We start from the raw sequence: 22271 nt of genomic DNA on the forward strand, positions 1-22271 counted from the left end.
TTCGTTCGGTGTGAAACCAGGGTATGGACGGCCTCGAGCGACTCGCCGACGAAATCGATCGCGACGCGACGGTCGTCGCCTTGACCGGTGCCGGAATTTCCGCACCTTCGGGCGTCCCGACGTTTCGGGGCGACGACGGTGTCTGGGAGCACTTCGACGAGGGACAGTTTACTTACGGCCGATTTCAGCGGGATCCGGCGGGGTTCTGGGCGGACCGCCTCGAGCTACAGGAAGTGATGTTCGGCGACGGCTACGAGCCGAACGTCGCACACGAGGCGTTGGCAGCGCTCGGTTCGGAGGGATATCTCGACGCGATTCTCACCCAAAATACGGACGGGCTACACGGGCGGGCGCTCTCGTCGACTGAAACGAAGCGAGACGACGGCAGCGACGCCAGCGAATTGGCCACCGAAAGCACCGAATCGACGACGCTTCTCGAGCTTCACGGCAATTCACAGCGCGCCGTCTGTACGATGTGTGGCCGCCGTATCGACGGCGACGACGCCTTCGGCCGGGTCGCCGACGGCGAGCTTCCGCCGACGTGCGACTGTGGCGGGACGTACAAGCCCGACGTCGTCCTCTTCGGCGAGCAGCTTCCCGGCGCGACGATACAACGCGCCCGAACGCTCGCGCGTGACAGCGACGTGTTTCTCGCAATCGGCTCGTCGCTCGTCGTCGAACCCGCCGCATCGCTCCCTCGAACTGCCAGTTCGACCGGGGCAACGCTTGGAATCGTCAACCTCGAGTCGACACCGTCCGACGACGCCGCGACGGTCGTGTGTCGCGAAGACGTCACGACGGCGTTGCCAGCGCTCCGAGAGCGCGTGCTCGAGAGAAAGCAGTAAGTCCCGCAGATGCGTCCCAGTGTGACCGGAAACCGACGGTCAACAGTAACGGATCGAACTGACCGCTTCTAAACGAGATACTCCTCGATCAACCGAGCCTGTCCCCGACGGATTCGTTCGCTGACGGCCTGTTCCGAGATGTCGAGTGCGCCGGCGACATCGCTCAGCGTCGCTTCGCGAGGAACCGCAAAGAACCCGTATTCGTTCGCAAGCGTCAGCGCTTCTCGTTGTGATCGCGTGAGAGTTTTGCCAGATTCGCGTGCGCGCCCCCCGTCGGATATTCGTTGCAAGTCGAACTCGACGCCGTGGGACTCGAGGAACTCGTGATATTCGGTAAACGAATCGCGGTCGGGAAACCGCATCTCGAACTCCCAGTATCCGTTTCCCGTCTGCCCGGCGAGTAACTCCCCGCCGAGTGACACCCATCGTTGGTAGCTTTCGATTACGTTCGTCTGGTCCGTGTGACTGCGTTTGAGTCGGTACAGTACTCTCCCGCCCGTTCGTTCGAGGCGATCGAACGTCGCGATGGTTCGATCCCGTTCGAGCGCGCCGTCGACGTCCGTCTCGCTCGAGGAACGAATCCAACAGAACAGAATCGGTTGCTCCGGTTCGAGCGCGTACTGGCGCTCGAGTTCGATCTCGAGCGCCGGGATCGCCTCGAGCGTCGGCCCCAACGCGAGGTCCGGGGACGCCACTTCGAATTCGGCGAGGAGACTCATACTGCCCATCTCCGGGCGACACGCAAAACGGTTTAGGCCAATAATACTTTTTCCAGTCGATTCGGTGTAAGTACAACACCCCGAACCGAACGGATACCAGCGTTTTCACACTGAAGCTACGCGTCGTTAGCGGCTTCGACGGTTTCGCGGACCGCTTCGACGCTTGCCTCGTGAGCGAGGTTGCCGACCACGACGACGTCGGCGTGCGTCGCCATCCGGTGTGCGGAATCGTAGCTGTCGATTCCGCCGCCGTAGAACAGCGTCGTCTCATCGACCGCCTCAGCCGCCGATTCGACGATTTCTGGGTCGCCGAACGTTCCGGAGTACTCGAGATAGACGATTTCCTGGCCGAACATTCGCTCGGCGACCTGCGCGTAGGAGGCGACGTCTTCCGCCGAGAGATCGCAGTCGGCTTCCGTATAGGTCGCGACGTCCGCCTCAGGGTTCAAGACGATGTAGGCCTCGGTTGCCGTTTTCTCCCAGTCAAGGTCGGTGTCCAATCGAACCCATTCCTTGTGGGCCCCGGTGATCCAGAACGGAGAGCCAGCGTTGAAAACGGTCGGAATGAGATAGCCGTCTAGCGCGTCGTCTTCGACGACGACATCTGGGCTCGAGGGTTCCTGATAGAGCGCGACGTCGTGTTCGGCACAGGCTTCGATAACGGCGCTCATGTTCTCTTCGGTGATTCCCATCGTTCCGCCGACTTCGATGGCGTCGGTCCCAGTCGCACAGAGATCGCCGTAGGTGACACCCTCGGGAAGATCCTTGTCGGGATCGATCTTGAGGATGTGGTTCCAGTCGGTCCAGGGCGCAGTCATACCGCTCCGTTTCCCGACAACGAGCAAAAGCCCTGCGAATCGGCGCTTTCTCGAAGAACGATCGAATCGAGTAGTTTGCGACCGTCGGGCGTCGACACGGACCGGGAGAACGGCGACGAGCGTCACCCGACCGATCTGAACGCGACGACGGCAATCACGCCGGTAACGAGGGCGATCAGAATATTCTCCGTTCGCCACATGACCAGGACGACGACGGCGGCAGCCCCCCACTCTGCGGGACCGCCTTCGGCGAGCTCGGGCCCGAGAAGTGCGATCACGATCGCACCGGGCAACACCGACAACCCCGCCTCGACTCGCTCGCTCACATCGAATCGGCTCAGGAGCCACAACCCGCCGACTTTCGTGATTATCGTGGCGATCGCCATTGCTAGGATGACGGCGACGACGATCGGCTCGAGGGAGAGGAACTCCTCACCCATCATGGCGAATCACCTCGACGAGCGCCGCGGCGAGCCCGCCGATAAGGATGTACCATTGGCCCGGAAAAACGTTCGCGGCGGCGATCGCGGTCCCGAGTGCGACGAGCCACGGGAGCAGCGTCGACGACCCCTCCCAGAGTTCGACGGCGAGGGCGACGAATACTGCGGCGAGTATGAAATCGAAGCCGTATTGCTCGGGTTGTCCGATCGCACCACCCACCGTCGCACCAAGAACTGTCGAAGCGACCCAGAACAGCCACAGAACGATGCCGCTCCCGAGGAGGAATGCGCCGCGGACGCTTCCAGATTTAAACTCGCGCATCGTCAGCGCCCAGTTTTCGTCGACCATGAAAAACAGGCTCCCGTAGGCCTGCTTCGAAGTGAGGTGGCGAAACCACGGTTCGAGAGCAGCACCCATCAACGAATATCGAAGGTTGATCGCGAAGGTGGCGAAGACGACCGTCGCGATCGGGATCGGATCCGCCCAGAGTTCGACCGCGACGATCTGTGACGCACCGGCTAACACGATCGCGCTCATCAACCCGGCTTCGGCGACGCTCAAGCCCGCCTGTCGAGCGAGTACCCCGAACGCGACGCCGTACCCTGCGACGCCGACCGCGACCGGTGCGCACGTCAGAAATCCGGTGCGAATTCCCTCTCGAGAAAACCTCACAGAGTCAGCTTCGGTACCGGATGCTGATCGCTCGCTCTCGGTTTCGGTCGGCTCTGGCGGAGGTGACTCGCCTGTATCCGGATCAGTAGACATCGACTCGACCTCCTCGAGTCGAACACGCTCGGCGAATAAATCGCTCTCGAAATAACGCGCGGTCTGCCGGTTGTACCCGTGGGTATCCGACTCACGGATTCGGAAGAGAGCCGGCCACTGCTTCATCATTGTCCTTCTCCGCGATCCAGACCATCTCCTGGCTCACGTCCTCGAGCGGGTCCCGATCGAATCCGCCGAAGACCTGCCACGAAGAAAACGACGAGAGCCGAAAGAGGAGATCGAACTCTCGCCTCGAAACGAGGTTCAACGGCGTCTCCGTTCGGAAGCGTTCGTCGCCAGATTGGTCGAGAACCACCGTCTGAATACGGGCGAGTTGTTCCACCTCGTCGACTATTTCGGTCTTCGTTCGGTACGTGTATTCCTCTCCCTCGATCTCGAGCGTTCGCTCTTCCCACGCGCCGTACTGTTCGCAGATCACCTCGAAGCTCGGGACGAAGGCGTTGAGAACGAGACGCCCGCCGGGAGCGAGGGCGTCGTGTATTCGTTCGAGCGCCTCGAGTTGGTCGTCGATCTCGATAACGTGCAAGAACGTGCGGAACGGAACGATAACGACCGCGTACTCCCGGTTGGCCTCGAACTCGGTGACGTCGGCTTCCCGGACGGAGGGATCGAGACCGTCTTCGGCCGCCTTCGAACGGAGAACGTCCAGCATGCCGCTCGAGAGATCGATCCCGTCGGCGTCGACGCCGTCCCGGAGCAACTCGAGGTAGATCCTGCCCGTCCCACAGCCGACCTCGAGCACCGGACCGTTTGCCTCCCGTGTGAGGTCGCGGTAGAACTCGAGATCGCCGTCGACGCTCTCGTCGTAGACGGCATCGTAAAACGCGGCTGTCTCGTCGAAGTACTCGTCAACGTCCATGCGAACTGCAACGAATCGAGGCGCAAAAACGGTAGCCGTGGTATGTGACGCGGTACCACTATGGTTTCCTCCAGTCGTTCGCCGGTTCGGGGACCGCTTTGTCCTCCCCGAGACGCTCAGATTCCGTGGCCCATCAGGTGACTGCGCAGCACGTCGGCTTCCTTATTCCCGGTCCCCGTGTTCAGGATGACGATCGTCTCGTCGCCGTCGAACTCGCCGTCTTCGGCGAGGTCCCACGCGCCGCTCGCGGCCGCGGCGCAGGTGGGTGCCATCTCGAGCCCTTCGCCTTTCGCGACCGCGATCGCCGCCTCGAGGATGTCGTCGTCGTCGGTGGCGACCGCGCCGCCGTCGGTCTCCCGGAGCGACTCGAGAATCCACGGGCTCGCGCCGGGGTCGGGGATTTCGATTCCGCCGCAGATCGTGTCGGGATGCTCGACGGGTTCGTGTCCGTCGCGTCCGTTCTCGAACGCCTCGACGATGGGCGCACAGCCCTCGGCTTGGGCGGCGTAGAGTCGCGGCAGTTCGTCGGTTATGCCGAGTCGCTCGAACTCCTGTGCGGCCTTGTACATGCCGACGAGACCGACGCCGCCGCCGGTCGGGTAGACGATCGCGTCGGGAACCTCCCACTCGAGTTGTTCTGCGATCTCGTAGAACATCGTCTTCTTGCCCTCGTGGCGATAGGGCGTCGAGAACGTCTGAAGCGAGTACCAGTCGTCGTTCTCCGCGAGGGCCTCTTTGAAGGCCGCGCCCGCGTCCCCGATTCGACCCCCGACGACGTTCATGTCGCCGCCGTGGACGTTGATCATCGCCTTGTTCGTGAAACTCGACCGAGAGGGGACGAAGACGTGCGAGTCGATATCGGCCCGTCCGGCGTAGGCCGCTCCGGCCTGCCCGGCGTTGCCGGCCGTGGCCAGCGCGACGTCGCTTGCCCCGTGCTGGTTCGCGGCCGTCACGGCGACGGTCTGACCGCGATCCTTGAACGTCCCCGTCGGATTCCGCCCCTCGTCTTTGATCAGGACTCGCCCGACGCCTAACTCCTCGGCCAGCTTTTCGCATTCGACCAGCGGCGTCGTTCCCTCGTCCATCGTGACGGCGGTCTCGCGCGTAAACGGTAACAGCTCCTCGTAGCGCCACAGCGAGTCGAACGGGCGCGAGTCGAGTTGTTCCCGGTCGAGATCGATCGCCTCGTACTCGTAGCTCGGATCGAGAATTCCGCCACACTCCGGACACTCGTGGCTCGCGTCCTCGGCGTCGAACGTCGCCTCGCAGTCGAAACACTCGAGCCCGCGAAAGGCGTCTGTCGTCTCCATACCGTCCGGTTCGTCGCCCAGAACTAAGGACTGTCCATTGGCTCGCTCGGAAGCCGACGCTCAACAAGACGGTCCAGACGTTCAACAGGACAGTTCCAGCCGTTCGAGAAGACTACCCACACTCGAGTCGAAAACCCAGCGGTCGCTCGGTCGCTCGAGAACGGCAGACGCGAATATCTGCAGAATCAGTTGTCGCCGGTTTTTGACTGCCACTCGTAGTCTCGTCGTTTGGCCGATTTACCGAAGCCACACGAGGAGCATTCGCCTTTTTTCACGTGGTACGATTTGTTGCCACAGCGTCGGCACTTAACGTGTGTCGTCTTGTTCTTCTTTCCTTGGCTCGGGGTTCCTGCACCAGTCATGGAGTGATCGAAACGACGTTATCGCCGCGTATAATGGTTGTGTCTTCGCCCGGCGCTTCCTCAGTGAGTTCGTCTTCGACGGGTATCGTTACGTCTTCTAAGACGAGGTTCATGTGCTGGTCGTAGCCCGTCAGATCGCCGACGTATTCGTCGCCGCTCTTCAATCGGACTGTGACCCGTTCGTCGAGTGACGCCTCGAGGACGTCCAGCGGTCGTCCACTCATACGAAAGACCGCAGTTGATGGACACTTAATCGTACCGGTCGTCTCTGGAACGGCGATGATTCAGAAAAACAGTAAATAGAGCGCCTGTGTTGCAGGATATAGTGAATTTTAAACGTCAATGCATCAGTTACTGTTGATAAACCGACCATTGTTCGGGGCCCGAATGGAGCCCAACACGAGATGGCAGTGTCTCATAGGGTCCGTTGTAACGATTTACCAGTGCACCCGTAGACCGATCGTGGTTGCATCGGAAATGACCTCCAATAGTCCCTATCAGTCCGGAGTCGATCTGGGGTGGTCGACAGGCGGTAGCAGACGTAGTCGTGTATCCAAACGAATATTTCACCGATCCACTGCGAGCGATACACCCGCTTTCGTCTGCCTGTTCGCGTCCGTTTTACCGATCGGTTTCCGCTTCGACCAGCACAACGGCTAAGTGCGCTCCCGTGGAGGACTATGGTATGGGCAACAAGAAGTTTACCCTCGTCGAGTTGCATCTGGACGGCGACACCCAACTGGGCCCGAAAACGATCGACGATGCGCTTCCCTTCGGCGAAAAAGTCGAAACGGAAGACCTCGAGCGCGAAGCCGACGAACGCGAGGACGACGCGGCCGCCGAAGACGACTCGAGCGGCAAGGGAGCCATCGGCGTTCTCGTCGGACTTGCCCTCCTCGTCGGCATCGGCGTCGCCCTGAAGAAGTTCCGCGGCGACGACGGCGAAGACGAGTTCGAACAACGCGAAGAACCGGACGTCATCGTCAACTGAGTTCCGCAGACAGCGACCGAGCCGAACGCTTTTGCGTCCGCTCGTCCTAGTTCGGCTATGAATCTTTATCGCAGCGCCCGGGCGGTTGCCGGGGCCTCCGGTGACGATGCAGTCGACTGGCAATCCGCCGCCGACGCCGCCAAGGCTGCAACCGATCCCGGATCGCTGGATCTCGCACCCGGCGAACGCGACGCCTACGCCCAAGATGTCCGCGAGGCCAGAGCGGGTGTTCGCGAGGTTTCGGGAGCTGATTTCGATGTCCCCGAGACCATCGAGATCCAGAACCGCCACCACTGGATCGACGCCAACGTCGCCACCTTCGAGCGGGTGATGGCACCGGTAGAGAACCACACCGAAGTGTTTCCGGGCGTCGCCCGAACGATTAACACGGGGACGATGACGGTGTTGTTGTCTTTTCTCGGACGAAACGTTCTCGGCCAGTACGACCCGTTGTTGCTCGCCGATAGACCCACCGACGATCACGCTCTTTACTTCGTCAGGCCCAACATCCTCAACGCGGCCGAGGTTCTCGACGTCGACGCCGACAGGTTCCGGCGCTGGATCGCGTTCCACGAGGTGACACACGCCGCGGAGTTCGGCGCCGCACCGTGGCTTTCGGACCACCTCGAGAGTCGCATGGAAGACGGGATCGACGCGCTCGCAGAGGGAAGCTTCAACAAGGCCGCGTTTCGGGACTTAGACGCCGCGATGACCGTCGTCGAGGGCTACGCGGAGTTGCTGATGGACCACGCGTTCGACGACGAGTACGAAGACCTGCGCCGAAAGCTCGACGCGCGCAGACAGGGTCGCGGGCCGCTCCAGCAGTTGCTCCGGCGGCTGCTCGGACTCGGACTCAAGCAACGACAGTACGAACGCGGGAAGAACTTCTTCGAACAGGTCGTTCGAATTCGGGACCTCGAGACCGCGAGCCTGGTCTGGGAACGGCCGGAGAACCTCCCGACCCACGACGAACTGGACTCTCCGGGAACCTGGGTCCGGCGAGTCGAGCGCTAATCGCTGTCGAGAGAATCGTGATTTCCACTCGAGGCGCTCTACGGGTGTTGCTCAGAACCGCGCTCGAGGGTTGAGCGCGCCCGAGACAGCTATAGCTATCGGATGCCACTAGACACTAATGGTTTCGCTCGATACGGTCTTCGATCTTCTCAGTGACGAACGCCGACGGTACGCCCTCTATCATTTAAAGGATCAGGGCGGTGAAATATCGGTCGAAGAACTCCTCGAGACGGTCGCATCCTGGGAGACGAACACGCAGCCGTCGGACGTTCCCGACGACTTTCTACGAGAGGTCAAACTCGAGTTACAACACCTGCATCTTCCGAAGGCGAGCAACGTCGAGTTCATCGAGTACGTTCCCGAGGACGGCGTCGTGAGAGTCCGCGGCCAGCCCTCGGAGTTCAAGACGGTCGTGACGATCGCGCGACTCATCGAACAGCCAAGCGAAGAGTGAGGAGGGCCGGAGTCGGTCTACTAGTGCTCCTCTCGAGTCGGCATTCACTCCACTCCTCGCCGACTACCGAAGGATCCATCGAAGATACCAGAGCAGACAGCTCCCGACCAGGAGACCGCCGAGCGTCGCTCCTCCCACGACGAGCGGAGACCCGTCGCCGAAAATCGCCATCAATCCACCGGAAGCCCCGACGAGACAGACGAAACCGACCAGCAGCCGATTGTCGTCCGACAGATCGCTCGCGGCGGTATTCCGTCGTCTCACAGTTGCTGCGGGGCGCTGACGTGCATCGTTCGGAATTTCCAGTCGTCCCGATCGTCATCCGAGTCCTGTCGCTCAAGCGTTCCGCTCCAGCGCGTGTCAAAGCGCCACCGCTCCCCGCTTTGCGTATCGGTCCACGCGAGGGTCACCTCGTCGGCGAAGGTAGCGTACTCGCCCCGGTCGTCGACGACGAGGTGTTGGCTCTCGACGGTCCACTCCGCGGTCGATTCGGTCTGTTCGCGAAGCGCATCGGTGACGTCGTCGTAGCCGAACAGCGCCTCGCTCACCCCGAACTTCGTCGTCGACTCCCCTTCGAGGAAATACGGGTGTAGTTTCCCGCCACGGCGCAACGTCTCGTAGTACTCGCGAATCGTTTCCTCGACGTTCATGTATAGGTGCTCGAGATCAGTACACAAAGCCTCTCCGGCGGCTCGGCACCGCCAATCGAGAGAGTGTGGGCGGGCGCAGTCCAGTGGCCGGAGAGAAAGCGCCCCGGAGTTTCTGTGCGATCACATGAATCCGCGGTCGACCTCGTCGGCCTCGATGAGGTCGTCGAGTTCCTCGTTCAATAGCTTCTCCGCCTCGTCGAACTGGTCTGCGAGCCCGTCGAGTTCGTCCGGTCGATCGTACTGATCGTACGCCATGGGGCCGAAGGCCGGACTCTCGAGGGCGTCCATCATATCGTCGAAGAAATCTTCCGCGGTCGTCGGCGCGTCCGCGTGAGTTTCGACGACCGTCTCGAGTCGTTTCGCGACGGACTCGGCGTGATCCTCGTCCTCGGGTGGAGATTGGACGGCAAACCGGCCGCCGCTTTTTCGTTCGGGGAGGAACGAACCGATTTCGTCGTCGAGGCTTCGAGCAACTCGAGTTCCAACGCCGTGGACCTCGAAGGGATTCTTCGCGTACGTCTTCAGGAAGAACACTCCCGCGTTCGGGTGGGCGAGATACATGTCTTCGCCGACCCCGCCAGCGCGGTCGCCGGCGACAGCGCGCCAGTCTTCCGGATCGGCGCTGTGATCGGTGACGTCCTCGAGTACGTCTTTAAACTCACGGATCCGCATAACCGGAGATTGGGGGGCACAAAGAAAGAACGTATCGGTCCGATCGAAGCCGGTTCGAACTGCTGACGATCGAACCAAAAAGAATACGACAACCCGCCCCTCAACAATCGTAACCCCTGTTTGAATTATGGTCCGGTCTGAAACAATCAGTTATCCCGAACTGTTTCGCGAATCGCCGATCGAATGCTCGCTCATCTCGATCGGTCCGGTTGTCCTCGCTTTCGGCCAACTCGGCAATAGTTACATTAACGGCATTTCTCCGACGCTCGCGATCGCGTTCGCGGTTGCGATGGTCGCCTTCGCAGTCGTCGCAACCGGACACCACGCCGCAGCCTACCGGCTTCGACAACTCGAGTCGTCGAGTTCCCGGTGAGGACGAACACTCCTCACCGCGTCCCGGTATCGGGGTCGGTCGCGACAGTCGTCGCTTCACGAGACTCGTATGCGTTGTATCCGGCCAGTCCCGCGATGAGCAGTCCCGAGACGGCGGTACTCCAGAATATTCCCATCGTCATCTCGAGCAGCGCCGCTGCGACGATCAGCCAGATGCCGAGGAGGGCGACGAGCGTCGCGATACCGGTACTCAGCGGGATATCGTTCGATAACCGGTAGTAGTTGTAGCCCGCGGCGAGGAAAACGACGGCACCGACGGCGACGTTGTTCCACAGCGAGGCCGTCGTGACGTCGTAGACGAGCACGGAAAGCGCAACCCAGGCACCGATCACGGCGACGATACCGCTGACGAACGCCGTGTTTCTCCGGCGCTCTTCGTTCGCGATCTGCGTGGACTCGTTTCGCGGATCTCCACCCGCATCGACCTGCGCGGCGTTCGTCGTTCGTTCGTCGGATTTGATTCGATCGTCCGCGCCGATATCGTCGTCGGTAAACTCGTCTCCGGCCCGGTGATCCGAACTCACGCTCGTCTCGTCGTCGTCGTTGGGACTTGGGTCGCTCATCGGCTTCGCGATTCGAGACGATTCCCAAAAGCGACGACGACCGTTCCAATCGTGTGCGCGTCGTCGTCCGCGGTAATACCGTGTTACCGCTTCGAGAAGTAACTAGCGAACGTTTCAGTCGGTGCTGGTATCTCGAGTCAATTCAGTGGGCGGATCTCCCGCTTTTCGTTCGGATCAAACGCGAGTGCGATGACAGGTAATTCGGCGGGCCGAATCACGTCGCCTCAGGTTGTCAGCGAAAACGAAAACGTCGATCCCTCGCCGGGTTCGGACTCCACCCAGATCTCGCCACCGTGGCGTTCGATGATCCGTTCGCAGATAGCGAGGCCGATACCGGTGCCCGCGTACTCCCCGCGGCTGTGCAGTCGGTCGAACACGTCGAAGATTCGGTCCGTGTGGTCGGAATCGATCCCGATACCATCGTCGTGGACCGAAATAATCGTCTTTCGGCCGTGTTGCTCGGCAGACACGTGTATCCGAGGCGGTCCCTCGCCATTGTACTTGATCGCGTTACTCAGCAGGTTCTGGACGACCTGTTGGAGCTGACTCGAGTCCCCTTTCACACGAGGAAGCGCCTCTGTAGTGATCTCCGCGTTCTGCTCTTTGATTTGGATCTGTAGACTCTCACGAACCGCTTCGAGGACGTCGTCCATCTCGACCGGTTCGAAGGTGTTTCCGTGGGTTTCCACCCGAGAGTAGGTCAGCAACGCATCGATCATTTCTCGCATGCGGTCGGCTCCGTCGACGGCGAACTCGAGGAACTCCTCGCCGGTGTCGTCCAGTTGCTCGCCGTAGCGCCGGTCGATTAACTCGAGGTAACTCGAGACCATCCGGAGCGGCTCCTGTAGATCGTGAGACGCCGCGTAGGCGAACTGTTCGAGTCGTTCGTTCGACTCTTTGAGATCCTCTTCCCGGTGTTTGTGCTCGAGTTCGTATTTGATCCATTGGCCCATCAGGTGGAGGAAGGTTCGTTCGGCGGCGGAGAAATCCCGCGATCGCTCCTCGTCGGAGACGAAAAAGAGGGTCCTGTTCTGACACGCTTCGAGTTCGATTCGCGTTCCGAGATAGGTCTCGATCCCGTATTCGTCGTATGCGGCGGTATCCTCGAACCCGTCGCCTATCGGATCCGTGACGCTGACTGTCTCTCGACCGTCCACTATCGACTGACAGTACGCTTCCGAGAGCGGGACTTCCTCCTCGGGAAGGATCCGTCCCTCGGCTTCGCTCGTCAACTCGATTTCCAGCGTATCGTTCGGTTTGTCGGTCCGAGCGATACAGCCGACATCGAGGTCGAAGCGCTCGCAACCCAGTTCGAAAATCGCGTCTAGTTTCTCCTCGAACGTTCGATCGGTATCCGCAGCGATTTCGTACAGCGTTCGCTGGTGGCGCTCGCGTTTCTCCTGTTCGAGTTCGTATTTAACCCACTGACTCAGCAACCGATGAAACGTCCGTTCGTCGTCGCTGAACGACTCCTCTTTCGAATCTTGAGAAACGAAAAAGAACGTCCGATTTGCCGTCATATCGAACTCCAGGTACGTGCCGAGATACGCTGATAGCCCGCATTCTTGGTAGGCGGTAGTATCGTCGAAATCGGCCAGTGATGGATCGGTTACGGCCGTGACGCCGGATTGGTCGATCACCGCGGGACAGAACGTCTCCGAAAGCGGCATCTCGAGACCGGGCTCGAACTCGTCCCCCGTGGCGTTCGTGTACTCGAGTTCGAACGTATCGGTTTCGGGCTCGACGCGAGCCAAGCCGCCGAAATCGAGATCGAAGCGCTCACAGCCGAGGTCGAACAACGCGTGTAGTTTTTCTTCGAAACTCTGCGTCGAATCCGCCATGATCTCATTTTGCTCGTGGAGAGACTGCTGGCGTTCTTTCAGTTCGTTTTTCGCCGTCGACCGATCGTACAGCGTCTCCATCATCCGGTCAACGGTGTTTTCGGTCGTTTCCGCGCCGAAAAAGTCGGCAGGCGGCGTATAGTAGAAATTCTCACAGATCGTCCGTCGCTGGACGACGTAGGGATGAGTCTTGATGATATCCTGAATCGTCTCGGGGGAAAACTGTTCGCGACTGTACTGGCAGAGTGCGATTGCGTTCGCCTGCGGAAAGAACTGATTGAGTTTCGTTTCGTACTCGATAAGGTCCTCGAGTTCTGTCTGATCACCGAGGACCCACGTCATCTCGCCGGTAATTCGGAAGCCGTTGTACGCATCACTGGCTTCGTCTATCGCCGTTGAGAGAACCGAAAGCATCTCGTCCGGATCGAACGCCCCGTTTTCTAGATATGAGTTTGCAGCGGTATCGATCGTGAGCGCGCCCGACTCTATTGCCGCTTCGGCATCGATTCCTGCAGTTTCCATCGCCGCTTTGATCGCCGCCTTGCTGTTCTCGTCGGTGATGTACAGGCACCGCTCTCCGCGCTCTAGCCCCTGTTGGATGAACGAAATTGCTGTCTGGAGCTGTTCGTCACGGGATTCATAGACGAGGGCGAGATGGTCGTTCGAGTCGTGGTATCTCGAGGATTCGACAGGCCCCCGAAAGTCGGGACTCGCTTGTAGGGCTTCGAGCCCGCTCTGGGCCGTCAGTTCGTCCGTTTTCGTGTGTGGCTGAATTTTGCTCATGGGTGGTGTCGGGCGAGTCCGCCGAAACACAACAGTACTCTGCAACAATATCAGCAGATGCGGCGGGAATTGCTGCTGTAGACACCCTATGAAGACGTGTTCGGTCAGGTTCCGCTATAATCCAGAGGGCGATTACGTACTACGAAGTCAACGGAGGGATACGTAAAAGTCTCGGGGTGGACCGTCCTCTTTGGTTACTAAAATTGGATAGTGAGCTCCCCTACCTGCCAAATAGTCCTTTAAACTTGTCTTTCATCCGGTGTCAGAATAGGTGGCATCGTTCAAGAACGCATAAATCCCTGCCCCGGTTGCGTCCACGTATGGACGCTTACGAGCTGATTATGCGAAACGCCGAGGAGGTCGTCACCGACGAGGAGGTGCGCGAGTTAGCTGCCGATCCGGATGGCAAGCGCGCCTACGTCGGGTACGAACCCTCCGGTGTACTCCACCTCGGGCACTTACTGACCGCGAACAAACTGATCGACTTGCAGGAGGCCGGCCTCGAGGTCGTCGTCTTGCTCGCGGACGTCCACGCCTATCTCAACGGCAAGGGAACGTTCGAGGAGATCCGTGACACGGCCGAACAGATGCGCGCGCAGTTTCTGGCCTACGGTCTCGAGGAAGACCAGACCGAGTTCGTCTACGGCTCGGAGTTCCAGCTCGACGAGGAGTACACGCTGGATTTGCACACCCTAGAGCTCGAGACAACGCTGAATCGCGCCCAGCGCGCGATGGCAGAGATTCAGGGCGGCGAGACGGCGAAGGTGAGCCACGTCGTCTACCCGCTGATGCAGACGCTCGACATCGAGTACCTCGACCTCGACCTCGCTGTGGGGGGAATCGACCAGCGAAAGGTCCACATGCTCGCCCGCGAGGAGTTGCCGGAACTGGGTTACGACGTCCGGCCGTGTCTCCACACCCCGATCGTCGCCGACCTCACCTCGGGCGAAGGCAAGATGTCCTCGAGCGAGGGCGTCACGATTTCGATGGAGGACTCGACGGACGAACTCGAGGACAAGGTCAACTCCGCATTCTGTCCGCCGACGGCCGATCCGGAAGGCGACCTCGAGAACCCGGTCCTCGAACTGTTCGAGTACCACGTCTTCCCCCGCTTCGAGGAAGTCGTCGTCGAACGACCCGACGAGTACGGCGGCGACATCAGCTACGAGAGTTACGAGGCCCTCGAGGCGGACCTCGAGTCCGGTGAACTCCACCCCGCGGACGCGAAGCGGACCCTCGCGAGCTACCTCGACGAACTGATCGCGCCGGGCCGGGAGAAGCTCCGCGAGATCCGGTCCTGAGAAATCGCTCGAGACGTACAAATCACTTTTCAGCGGAACAGGAACGAATAGCACCCGCTCTGAAACGGTCACACTCCGTGCGGCGGCGCACGCTGGATCGGAGTTCGATCGAACCCCGATAAAAACTGTGCGCGGTCTTCGATCACGAAGTGGTCGAACGGCTTGGAAGTCGTACCCATTGACGCGTCCTAGCCCGTTCAAACAATGACGAATTTATGTCGCCGTGGCCCTTCTAAACGGCGGCTACAAAGATGAAGACCCAATATTACACAGCAACGAGCATCGACGGGTATCTCGCCGACGAGGAAAACTCACTCGACTGGCTCTTCCAGTTCGGTGAGATCGAGGAGATTGAGGGGGTACAGGACGACTACCTGCAATTCATCGATCAGGTCGGTGCCCTGACCATGGGATCGACGACCTACGAGTCGATCATTGAGCAAGAAAACCTCTCGGAGAACCCCGAAAAGTGGCCGTACGAGGTTCCGGCGTGGGTGTTTAGCAGTCGAGAATTACCGGCGGTCGAGGGCGCAAACATCCATTTCGTGCAAGGGGACGTTGCGCTCATCCATGCGGAGATGGTGGAGGCCGCAGACGGCAAGAACGTCTGGCTTGTCGGCGGTGGTGACCTCGTCGGACAATTCCTCGATCACGGTCTCCTCGATGAGATTATTCTCACCGTTGCTCCCGTCACGCTCGCTTCGGGTGCGCCACTATTACCGCGCGAAATTATCAACCCGCCCCTGAAATTGGTTGACGTGGACAACTACGGCGATATTTTTGCGGTTCTAACCTATGAGGTGCAATAGCCCAATGAGGGTAATCGATCGAATCCCTCCTACTACGGACAAGTGGAGGGGTATCGAAGGCGCCCTGATAATGGCACTACCTGTAGACTGCTCAGGGTGATCGGTCGATATTGTGAATAAGATAAGCGATGGTGAGTTCACGGAACTGTTTCCACCAGCGTCGTGAGCGAACGAATGCACCGTACTTCCGCTTGAGCGTTGAGTCGACGTCTCTGAGTTGAGTTCGCTGTCCGTAAAGGTCAGCGTCTATGCATGCGTTCCGTGCCTTGTAAAGCGACGTGAATTCACGATGTTTGATCACGGGACGAACCTGTAACTCTCGGAGGATCCCAATAGAGCCGGACATCCCCGTTGCCGGCGATAGCAGGGTATCGGTTGAATCGACACAATATCGAACGAGCAACTACCGACTCCGTATTGTACTCCTGCCCGAATCGGTTTAGCGGAGAAAGATACGAACCGACCAAACGAGTGGCTTCGTCGCATTCAAGACCCATCCACGCCAGCACCCGGCATGGAGAAACTCGAGCGACTCGGCGACTACCTCGAGGCGCGCGACCTCACATCGGTCTGGTTCGCCCGCCCGAATTCGTTCACCTGGCTCACCGGCGGCTCGAACGTGGTCGACCGGGCCGCGGACGCAGGGGTCGCGGCAATCGGTTACGACGGCGACGAACTGACGCTGCTCACCGACAACATCGAAGCCGACCGCATCCTCGAGGAGGAGTGTCCCGACCTCGAAGAACCGCCTGCAGTCGAACGGTTTCCGTGGCACGAAACGTCCCTCGAGGACGCACTCACGGAGTACGCGGGGGAAAACGCCGCGGCGGATATCGACGTCCCGTGGTTCGAACGGGTCGACCCGACGGCGCTTCGCCAGCCGTTGACCGACCAAGACCGCGAGCGATACCGGAACCTCGGGGCCGAAACCGCCGCCGCGGTCGAATCCGTCTGTCACGAACTCCGCAGCGAGGACACCGAACACGAAGTCGCCTCCGCGCTCCGAGTCGCGCTCTCGGCTCGAGAGATCGAGGCGCCCGTCATCCTCGTCGGCGGCTCCGAACGCGCGACGGAATATCGCCACTACACGCCGAAACGCGAGGAGCTGGGCGACTACGCGCTCGTCTCGGTGACCGCCCAGCGAGACGGCTTGCACGCGAGTTGTACCAGAACCGTCGCGTTCGATCCGCCGACGTGGCTCGAGGACCGCCACGCGGCCGCGACTCGAGTCGAGACGACGGCGCTCGCGGCCACGCAAGAACTCGCAACCAAAAATCCGGAGATTACGAACGCAGACCCGGCCGTCACAAACGGCGGCCCGGAAACCGCAACCGAAACACCGGAGCCGACCGCAACGGCGGGCGACGTCTTCGACGTAATCCGGCACGCCTACGACGATGTCGGCTGGGACGGCGAGTGGAAACTCCACCATCAGGGCGGTGCCGCCGGCTTCGCCGGTCGCGAGTGGATCGCCACGCCCGACCACGAGGCGGCCGTGCGAGCGCCGATGGCCTACGCCTGGAACCCGACCGTACAGGGTGCAAAAAGCGAAGGAACAGTCCTCGTTACCGAGGATGAATTCGAACCGCTGACGACTACGGGGCAGTGGCCGACCGTGGCCGCTCGAGCCGTCGACCGCGATCTCGAACTCGAGCGACCGGGAATTCTCGGCATTCACGACGAGTGACTTACAGCGACAAGTGTCAACCGAAGTTCCGGAGATCAATGAGTTGTGAAACGACGGTGTGTCAACCGACAAAACTGAGTCGTTGCAGTCGACGAGACCTGTTCTCGGGACACCAACCCGAACGACGGTACTATCGCCCAGGCAACTATTCTGAACCCGAATCTGACGCGTCATCAGCCGACGAGTCGGTGTCCTTAGAGGTGGAGTCATCCGTCTCGGAATCCGTTTCCGAGGCGTCTTCGGCCGCTGCGCCGTCGCTTTCACCGTTCTCGAACTCTCCTTCGAGCGCGGCCACGTCGTCCTCGTCGACCGTGATCGTGACGGGTTCGGCGTCTTCATCGTCCTCGAGATCCCGCTGGCCATCTCGATCGAGCAGTCTGTCGAGCGTGAAGATGGTGTTTAGTTCCTGTTGGACCTGATCGACGACGCCGCCGACGAGGTCGCTCGGCTGGATCGCCGTGTACTCGTAGGGGTTGTTCCCCGCACCTTCGCTGGCGCGTTTTTCACGGATGACGCGGTCCTCGTCGTGGAGTTCCGCGAGTGCTTCCCGGACGGTACTCGGATAGAGGCCGGTCCCCTTGGCGACTTCTTCGGAGGTACTCCCTGGATTCGCCAGCAGGTAGACGTAGATCTTCGCTCGTGTCTCCGTATCGAGGATCCACGAGAGGAGATCGACGATCCGCTGGTCGACCTCGTCAGCCGCCGTTTCGCGCATTCGTTCGCCAGTCTCGGATGAATCGTTCGGACCGTCCGCTCGGTCGTCCGGACCATCTGGCTGGTGCTCGTCGATCTCGTCTGAAGCCATGTGTCCTCTCGTCGGGGACAAAGTTGTCCGCAATGTTAAAGCTTTGCTGCGGGTGAGCGACTCGTTCGCAAACCGATCTCCGCTCACTCGGCCTCGAGAAGCAGCGACTCACACAGCGCATCTTCCCCTTCGGTCCGGCGCAGTCGACGTTGGGTCTCCGCCCCGCTGGGGGCGTCGTAGACGTCTTTGATGCCGTCGATGCCGAGGCGTTCGCACTCCCGGTCGACGACCTCCCCGAGCCCGACGGTTCCCTCGAGGTCTCGGTCGATAAACGTCGCGTCGTGGCCGTTCCGGATCGCGCGCCACTTGTTCTCGTCTAAGAGTTCGCGTCGGTGACGTTCTCCCGTCGTCCCGTCTTCGTACTCCTCGGCTAGCGCTTCGACCAACGCGTGGCAGTATTCGACAAACGCTAGAACGACGGCGGGATTGGCTTGCCCGTCCGGCGTTCGAATCTCGACCGTTCCGTGCTCTGTGTGCGGTCGGACATCGTACCACAGTTCGCCTCGATCCCGGATCGAGTCGGTCTCGAGCATTCGCCGCTCGAACCTGTCGAAGGCCTCGTAGTCCTCGAAGTGGGTCGGCATACCCGTGTTCGGCAGGGCTTCGAAGATCTTCGCCCGCGCCGACTCGAGACCGGTGTCGAACCCGTTCCAGTACGGCGAGTTCGCCGAGAGCGCGAGCATGATCGGGACGTACCAGCGCAGTTCGTTCGCGATCCAGACCGCCTTGTCGGCGTCGTCGACGCCGACGTGAACGTGAACCCCAGCGGTCGTATTCCGGTGTTGTGGGTACTGAATTCGATCGAGTTGCGACTGGTATCGCGGCTTCTCGGCGTGCTCGAGTTCGCGCCACTTTGCAAGCGGATGCAGTCCCGCGGCGGCGATCTGGTAGCCGTGTGTCTCGGCGTACTCGACGAGTGCTTGTCGAATCTCCAGAAGCGCGTTTCGGGCGTCCTCGGGGCGTTCGATCAGCGGCGTCTGGGTTTCGATGACGAACTTGAACAGTTCGTGATCGAGTCGACCCTCGAGAATTTCGGGCGGGTCGTGCTCGTAGACGAGTTCGTCCGTCCCGCTCGTGGGCCGTCCGTCGCCGTCGACGACGAAACATTCCTCTTCGATGCCCAGTGTGCCCATCCGTGTGAACGATTCTGACGACCCGCGTTCCATCGTCAATGGGTTTCGTCCCCGGTGGTAAATACGGTTTGGACTCGGAAGCGCTCTCGGCGGTCGACACTCGTCACCCTCGAGACGGTGTTTCCTAAAGAAACGCTTCGTTACCGGAGCTGCGCAACGATCGCGAGGTGGTCCGCATGATAGTCGTCCAGTCGTTCGGTTTCGAGAATCTCGTAGCCGTCCGAACCCGCAGTCAGCTCCTCGCGAACGTCCTCGAACACGTCCGCAGGGTCGCGCGTCACGTCCTCGCTCCTAGCCTTGACCGCAAGTAATAGGCGTCCGTCCTCGGCCAGGAACTGCTGGTTCTCGAGTGCCACTCGAGCCTGTCCTCGAGTCGCGACGTCCTGTACGATCACGTCGACATCGGACTCGACGACGTGAGCGTACGTTTCCGGTTTGCGAGCGTCTTTCAACAGCGGGAACAAACGCGGTCGTGATTCGGCGGCCGAAAGGAGGTCTCGAGCGGGCCGCGGGGCGAACTCCACGGCGTAGGTCGGTCCCGAGAAGTCCGCGACGTGGCTCACCGTCGTTCCGCTGGCAGCGCCGAGGTAGAGCACCGTTTCCTCGCCCTCGAGCCCGTGATCCATTCCCAGTTCGAGCATCGCCCCCAATTTCGACCGATGGGGGTCCCACGCGCGCCACTCGTCTTCGGTCGGTTCGCCGTAGACCGGTTCCCCCTGGGTTGCGAGGCGTTCCTCACCGTCGACCTGTCGGCGTTCGACGCCGTCGGGGAGTTCACTCATCCGTTTCCCCTCCGTTTGCATCCTCGCCCCCATCAGTATCGGCGACCGCATCACTGCCCTCGTTCCCGCCGTCGTACTCGTCGCCGGTTCGAGCCCGAATCGTCTCCAGGCGCTCGGTCAGTTCGGCCTCGAGGTCTGGACGATACTCTCCCGAGTAGTGATCGACTCGCGCACCGATGGAAACCTTACCCGCGAGCGCTCGCGCCGCCGAGCCGCGATTCTCCATCGGCGTCTTGCGTACGCCGTCGTGCATGTAGATGATGCCGTGTTTTGGTGACGGAGCGTGCCCGCGGAGGTGGGCAAAGAGCGCGTCTTCGGCACCCAGCACCTGCACGGTTCCGCTCGGTTTCTTCGCCAGGGGCTCGAGCCCGCCAGCCAGCGAGATCAGTCTCGCACCGAGGACCGGCCCGGCGAGCGCGGTCAGATTCGGCGCGACGGTCGGCATCGTTTGTTCGATGTACTCGCCCAATCGTCCGGCCTCCTCCTCGAGTTGGGCGACTTGCTCGGCCAGCGAGACGACCGCCGTTTCTCCCGGCTCCGGCTCCGAATTTGCGAGTTCTCGAGCGTACTCGATTCCCGTTCCGGCGTCGGGATCGAGCGTTCCGCCCCACTCCGCAACCCGTTCTGCCAGCTCGTTTGCGGTTCGTTGACAGTCGTCCATCGCGCGGATCGCGTGGATCAACTGGCTGTCGTCGGCCCGCTCGCGCTCGGTGACAGCCGCTCGAGTCGCGGCCATCGTCGCTCGATGAAGCAGGTCGTAGTACGCGTTCTCGTCCTCGACAACGCCCGCTTCAACCGCCCGTTCGGGCCAGGAATCCGGTTCGCTCGCGTTCCCCTCGCGTATCGTGGCAGCGAGTGCGTCATCGCTCGCGTCGGGATCGGATGCGACGGCCGCGAACCATCCCGCTGTCGTAGTCATACGTGCCCGTTTCCGCCGCGTGCGATTAAAGGCCCCGTTCGGAGCCGTCACAGCTCAGGAGAGAGTCACTCGAACGCGAGCAGATCGAAAAAAGTCCCGTGGCCGCCCGACGTTTGCTCGAGCGAACCGTCCGGAAAACGCCTCGAGATCGAATCAGACCCCGAACGTCGCTCGAAGCATGTCACGGGTCCCGGGCCCGAGTCCGACGGCGACGACGGTGATCATGAGCAAGATGGCGTAGCGCGGGCTATCCTCGAAGACCGTTTCGTCGAAGATCCAGATGACGAAGACGGCGGCGGCCAGTTTGACAAGGAGGAACGGCCAGGCTTCACCGGTCACCGCGACGATATCTGCGGGTAACAGCGCACCCGTCGTGTCGACGATCCAGGCGTTGACGGGGTGTTTGGGAACGAGATTGTTCGCATGCCCGAACGCGGTCGCCCAGTCGAGCCCGATGACGTTTGCGACGCCGTCGACGGCGTGTGCCCAGATGACGACGAGTCCCATGTACTCCGTCCCGCGGTTGATTCCGGGTATGAACGTCTGGATCAGCAACCAGGTAATCCCGGTCGCGACGGTCGCGCCGACCAGCGTGACGACCAGGAGCCACCCGTAGAACGTCGCGTACGGCTCAGTTGCCGTGAGGTAGCCGAGATACCCGACGGTCACCACGAGTAGCACCGTCCCGATCCCCGCGAGGGGGTACTCATAGCCCGAGACGTAGTCGTTTCGCTCGAGCCACACCGAGACGGCGACCGCAATCGCGGCGACGATGAAGACGACGAAGTATATTAGCGGACTGATGAGAAATCCGGACCACGGCAGTTCGATCGCGAGTTCCCCGGTGTCTCTGTAGGCCGCGACGTTCGCGTCTTCGACGACGCGCAGCGCACCGCCGAAGAGCATGAACGGAAACAGCCCGTAGAAGCCGGCCCGATAGCGGTCGATATCGAGGCGCTTGATCAGGAAGATGATGCCGATGACGCCGAGAATGAGCGTCGGAATATAGCCCGCGTACGACTGCCAGGTGTACCCCGGCGACGCCGTCGGCCCCTCCGTGCCGGCCGCACACTCGAGTTGTTCACCACCGGCCCACGCGACGCAGTTCCAGCCGTGGGCGTCGGCGACCACCGGTCCCCAGTAATAGTGCCAGATGATGTCGACGTACACTCGCTGCGGAAAGAGAAACGCCAGCAGTGCGACCGCGGAAGCGAGGATAGCGACGGTCGCGGCCCAGACGTGTTCCGGACCGAACCGCTCGATGAAGTCGTCCATGACCGATATCCGTGGCGGCGACCGCTTACCGTTTCCGGTTTCTCGTACGCGCTGAAACC

Annotated in this window: 26 protein-coding genes and 1 pseudogene; 8 read left to right on the forward strand and 19 right to left on the reverse strand. The window is 61.0% G+C overall.

The features are described 5' to 3' along the window. Positions 1 to 23 precede the first annotated feature (23 nt). Positions 24 to 845, forward strand: coding sequence for an SIR2 family NAD-dependent protein deacylase (locus ACZ5C7_RS17135; RefSeq protein ID WP_464377491.1), 822 nt, complete (start codon positions 24 to 26; stop codon positions 843 to 845). 68 nt (positions 846 to 913) lie between these two features. Here ACZ5C7_RS17135 and ACZ5C7_RS17140 read toward each other — a convergent pair whose 3' ends face one another. The 8 genes from ACZ5C7_RS17140 to ACZ5C7_RS17175 all read right to left on the reverse strand — a co-directional run bounded on the left by ACZ5C7_RS17140 (position 914) and on the right by ACZ5C7_RS17175 (position 6364). Beyond that, positions 914 to 1564 (reverse strand): helix-turn-helix domain-containing protein, encoded by a 651-nt coding sequence (locus ACZ5C7_RS17140; protein ID WP_464377492.1) that lies wholly within the window; start codon positions 1562 to 1564, stop codon positions 914 to 916. 116 nt (positions 1565 to 1680) lie between these two features. Further along, positions 1681 to 2382, reverse strand: a complete 702-nt coding sequence (locus ACZ5C7_RS17145) for a phosphoglycerol geranylgeranyltransferase (protein ID WP_464377493.1) — start codon at positions 2380 to 2382, stop codon at positions 1681 to 1683. A 122-nt stretch (positions 2383 to 2504) separates the two neighbouring features. Continuing rightward, positions 2505 to 2825: an AzlD family protein gene (locus tag ACZ5C7_RS17150; protein WP_464377494.1), complete on the reverse strand. Its 321-nt coding sequence runs from the start codon at positions 2823 to 2825 to the stop codon at positions 2505 to 2507. Continuing rightward, positions 2815 to 3714 (reverse strand): AzlC family ABC transporter permease, encoded by a 900-nt coding sequence (locus ACZ5C7_RS17155; RefSeq protein ID WP_464377495.1) that lies wholly within the window; start codon positions 3712 to 3714, stop codon positions 2815 to 2817. Before ACZ5C7_RS17155 ends, ACZ5C7_RS17150 begins: the two co-directional genes overlap by 11 nt. Further along, a complete protein-coding gene (locus tag ACZ5C7_RS17160) occupies positions 3680 to 4468 on the reverse strand; it encodes a class I SAM-dependent methyltransferase (RefSeq protein ID WP_464377496.1) in 789 nt (262 codons plus the stop codon). Before ACZ5C7_RS17160 ends, ACZ5C7_RS17155 begins: the two co-directional genes overlap by 35 nt. 116 nt (positions 4469 to 4584) lie before the next feature. Continuing rightward, a complete protein-coding gene (locus ACZ5C7_RS17165) occupies positions 4585 to 5778 on the reverse strand; it encodes a threonine synthase (RefSeq protein ID WP_464377497.1) in 1194 nt (397 codons plus the stop codon). A 185-nt stretch (positions 5779 to 5963) separates the two neighbouring features. Further along, positions 5964 to 6140: a 50S ribosomal protein L37e gene (locus ACZ5C7_RS17170; protein ID WP_459889831.1), complete on the reverse strand. Its 177-nt coding sequence runs from the start codon at positions 6138 to 6140 to the stop codon at positions 5964 to 5966. Continuing rightward, positions 6137 to 6364 carry an LSM domain-containing protein gene (locus tag ACZ5C7_RS17175; RefSeq protein WP_464377498.1) on the reverse strand — a complete coding sequence of 76 codons (228 nt, stop codon included), beginning with the start codon at positions 6362 to 6364 and terminating at the stop codon, positions 6137 to 6139. The genes ACZ5C7_RS17170 and ACZ5C7_RS17175 overlap by 4 nt, the downstream gene beginning before the upstream one ends. Before the next feature lie 461 nt (positions 6365 to 6825). Between ACZ5C7_RS17175 and ACZ5C7_RS17180 the strand changes: the two genes are divergently transcribed. From ACZ5C7_RS17180 to ACZ5C7_RS17190, 3 genes are all read left to right on the forward strand, one after another. Further along, positions 6826 to 7131 carry a hypothetical protein gene (locus ACZ5C7_RS17180; protein ID WP_464377499.1) on the forward strand — a complete coding sequence of 102 codons (306 nt, stop codon included), beginning with the start codon at positions 6826 to 6828 and terminating at the stop codon, positions 7129 to 7131. Positions 7132 to 7188: 57 nt separating this feature from the next. Continuing rightward, positions 7189 to 8145, forward strand: a complete 957-nt coding sequence (locus tag ACZ5C7_RS17185; protein WP_464377500.1) for a zinc-dependent metalloprotease — start codon at positions 7189 to 7191, stop codon at positions 8143 to 8145. A gap of 118 nt (positions 8146 to 8263) precedes the next feature. Beyond that, positions 8264 to 8599 carry a DUF7344 domain-containing protein gene (locus tag ACZ5C7_RS17190; RefSeq protein ID WP_464377501.1) on the forward strand — a complete coding sequence of 112 codons (336 nt, stop codon included), beginning with the start codon at positions 8264 to 8266 and terminating at the stop codon, positions 8597 to 8599. A gap of 63 nt (positions 8600 to 8662) precedes the next feature. Here the strand turns inward: ACZ5C7_RS17190 and ACZ5C7_RS17195 are convergent, their stop codons facing one another. From ACZ5C7_RS17195 to ACZ5C7_RS17205, 3 genes are all read right to left on the reverse strand, one after another. Beyond that, complete coding sequence (locus tag ACZ5C7_RS17195; protein ID WP_464377502.1) at positions 8663 to 8863, reverse strand: hypothetical protein; 201 nt, start codon at positions 8861 to 8863, stop codon at positions 8663 to 8665. Then, positions 8860 to 9249, reverse strand: a complete 390-nt coding sequence (locus ACZ5C7_RS17200; RefSeq protein ID WP_464377503.1) for a nuclear transport factor 2 family protein — start codon at positions 9247 to 9249, stop codon at positions 8860 to 8862. The genes ACZ5C7_RS17195 and ACZ5C7_RS17200 overlap by 4 nt, the downstream gene beginning before the upstream one ends. 120 nt (positions 9250 to 9369) lie before the next feature. Further along, complete coding sequence (locus ACZ5C7_RS17205) at positions 9370 to 9921, reverse strand: hypothetical protein (RefSeq protein WP_464377504.1); 552 nt, start codon at positions 9919 to 9921, stop codon at positions 9370 to 9372. Positions 9922 to 10048: 127 nt separating this feature from the next. Here ACZ5C7_RS17205 and ACZ5C7_RS17210 point away from each other — a divergent pair, with 127 nt between their 5' ends. Beyond that, on the forward strand, positions 10049 to 10294 hold the full coding sequence (locus tag ACZ5C7_RS17210) for a hypothetical protein (RefSeq protein WP_464377505.1): 246 nt from the start codon (positions 10049 to 10051) through the stop codon (positions 10292 to 10294). Between the two features lie 13 nt (positions 10295 to 10307). Here ACZ5C7_RS17210 and ACZ5C7_RS17215 read toward each other — a convergent pair whose 3' ends face one another. Both ACZ5C7_RS17215 and ACZ5C7_RS17220 read right to left on the reverse strand, forming a co-directional pair. Continuing rightward, the gene (locus ACZ5C7_RS17215) at positions 10308 to 10877 is read right to left on the reverse strand and encodes an SPW repeat domain-containing protein (RefSeq protein WP_464377506.1); all 570 of its coding nucleotides are present in this window, start codon (positions 10875 to 10877) and stop codon (positions 10308 to 10310) included. 224 nt (positions 10878 to 11101) lie between these two features. Continuing rightward, a complete protein-coding gene (locus ACZ5C7_RS17220; protein ID WP_464377507.1) occupies positions 11102 to 13501 on the reverse strand; it encodes an MEDS domain-containing protein in 2400 nt (799 codons plus the stop codon). Between the two features lie 320 nt (positions 13502 to 13821). On the opposite strand from ACZ5C7_RS17220, the gene ACZ5C7_RS17225 reads away from it, so the two are divergent. Both ACZ5C7_RS17225 and ACZ5C7_RS17230 read left to right on the forward strand, forming a co-directional pair. Then, a complete protein-coding gene (locus tag ACZ5C7_RS17225; RefSeq protein ID WP_464377508.1) occupies positions 13822 to 14802 on the forward strand; it encodes a tyrosine--tRNA ligase in 981 nt (326 codons plus the stop codon). Positions 14803 to 15053: 251 nt separating this feature from the next. Next, the gene (locus ACZ5C7_RS17230) at positions 15054 to 15611 is read left to right on the forward strand and encodes a dihydrofolate reductase family protein (protein WP_464377509.1); all 558 of its coding nucleotides are present in this window, start codon (positions 15054 to 15056) and stop codon (positions 15609 to 15611) included. Positions 15612 to 15702: 91 nt separating this feature from the next. Here ACZ5C7_RS17230 and ACZ5C7_RS17235 read toward each other — a convergent pair. After that, positions 15703 to 15927: pseudogene (locus tag ACZ5C7_RS17235) on the reverse strand (IS5/IS1182 family transposase); the annotation flags it as partial. Between the two features lie 198 nt (positions 15928 to 16125). Between ACZ5C7_RS17235 and ACZ5C7_RS17240 the strand changes: the two are divergent. Then, positions 16126 to 17298, forward strand: coding sequence for a M24 family metallopeptidase (locus ACZ5C7_RS17240; RefSeq protein WP_464377510.1), 1173 nt, complete (start codon positions 16126 to 16128; stop codon positions 17296 to 17298). Between the two features lie 145 nt (positions 17299 to 17443). Here ACZ5C7_RS17240 and ACZ5C7_RS17245 read toward each other — a convergent pair whose 3' ends face one another. The 5 genes from ACZ5C7_RS17245 to ACZ5C7_RS17265 all read right to left on the reverse strand — a co-directional run bounded on the left by ACZ5C7_RS17245 (position 17444) and on the right by ACZ5C7_RS17265 (position 22212). Then, positions 17444 to 18103 (reverse strand): helix-turn-helix domain-containing protein, encoded by a 660-nt coding sequence (locus ACZ5C7_RS17245; RefSeq protein WP_464377511.1) that lies wholly within the window; start codon positions 18101 to 18103, stop codon positions 17444 to 17446. 83 nt (positions 18104 to 18186) lie between these two features. Then, positions 18187 to 19269: a glutamate--cysteine ligase gene (locus ACZ5C7_RS17250; RefSeq protein ID WP_464377512.1), complete on the reverse strand. Its 1083-nt coding sequence runs from the start codon at positions 19267 to 19269 to the stop codon at positions 18187 to 18189. Between the two features lie 107 nt (positions 19270 to 19376). Continuing rightward, positions 19377 to 20018 carry a fibrillarin-like rRNA/tRNA 2'-O-methyltransferase gene (locus tag ACZ5C7_RS17255; protein ID WP_464377513.1) on the reverse strand — a complete coding sequence of 214 codons (642 nt, stop codon included), beginning with the start codon at positions 20016 to 20018 and terminating at the stop codon, positions 19377 to 19379. After that, on the reverse strand, positions 20011 to 20937 hold the full coding sequence (locus tag ACZ5C7_RS17260; protein ID WP_464377514.1) for an NOP5/NOP56 family protein: 927 nt from the start codon (positions 20935 to 20937) through the stop codon (positions 20011 to 20013). Before ACZ5C7_RS17260 ends, ACZ5C7_RS17255 begins: the two co-directional genes overlap by 8 nt. Before the next feature lie 153 nt (positions 20938 to 21090). Continuing rightward, entirely contained in the window at positions 21091 to 22212 is a 1122-nt protein-coding gene (locus ACZ5C7_RS17265) for a DUF63 family protein (protein WP_464377515.1), read from the reverse strand. Between the last annotated feature and the right edge of the window lie 59 nt (positions 22213 to 22271).

Source organism: Halostagnicola alkaliphila, from assembly GCF_055379965.1.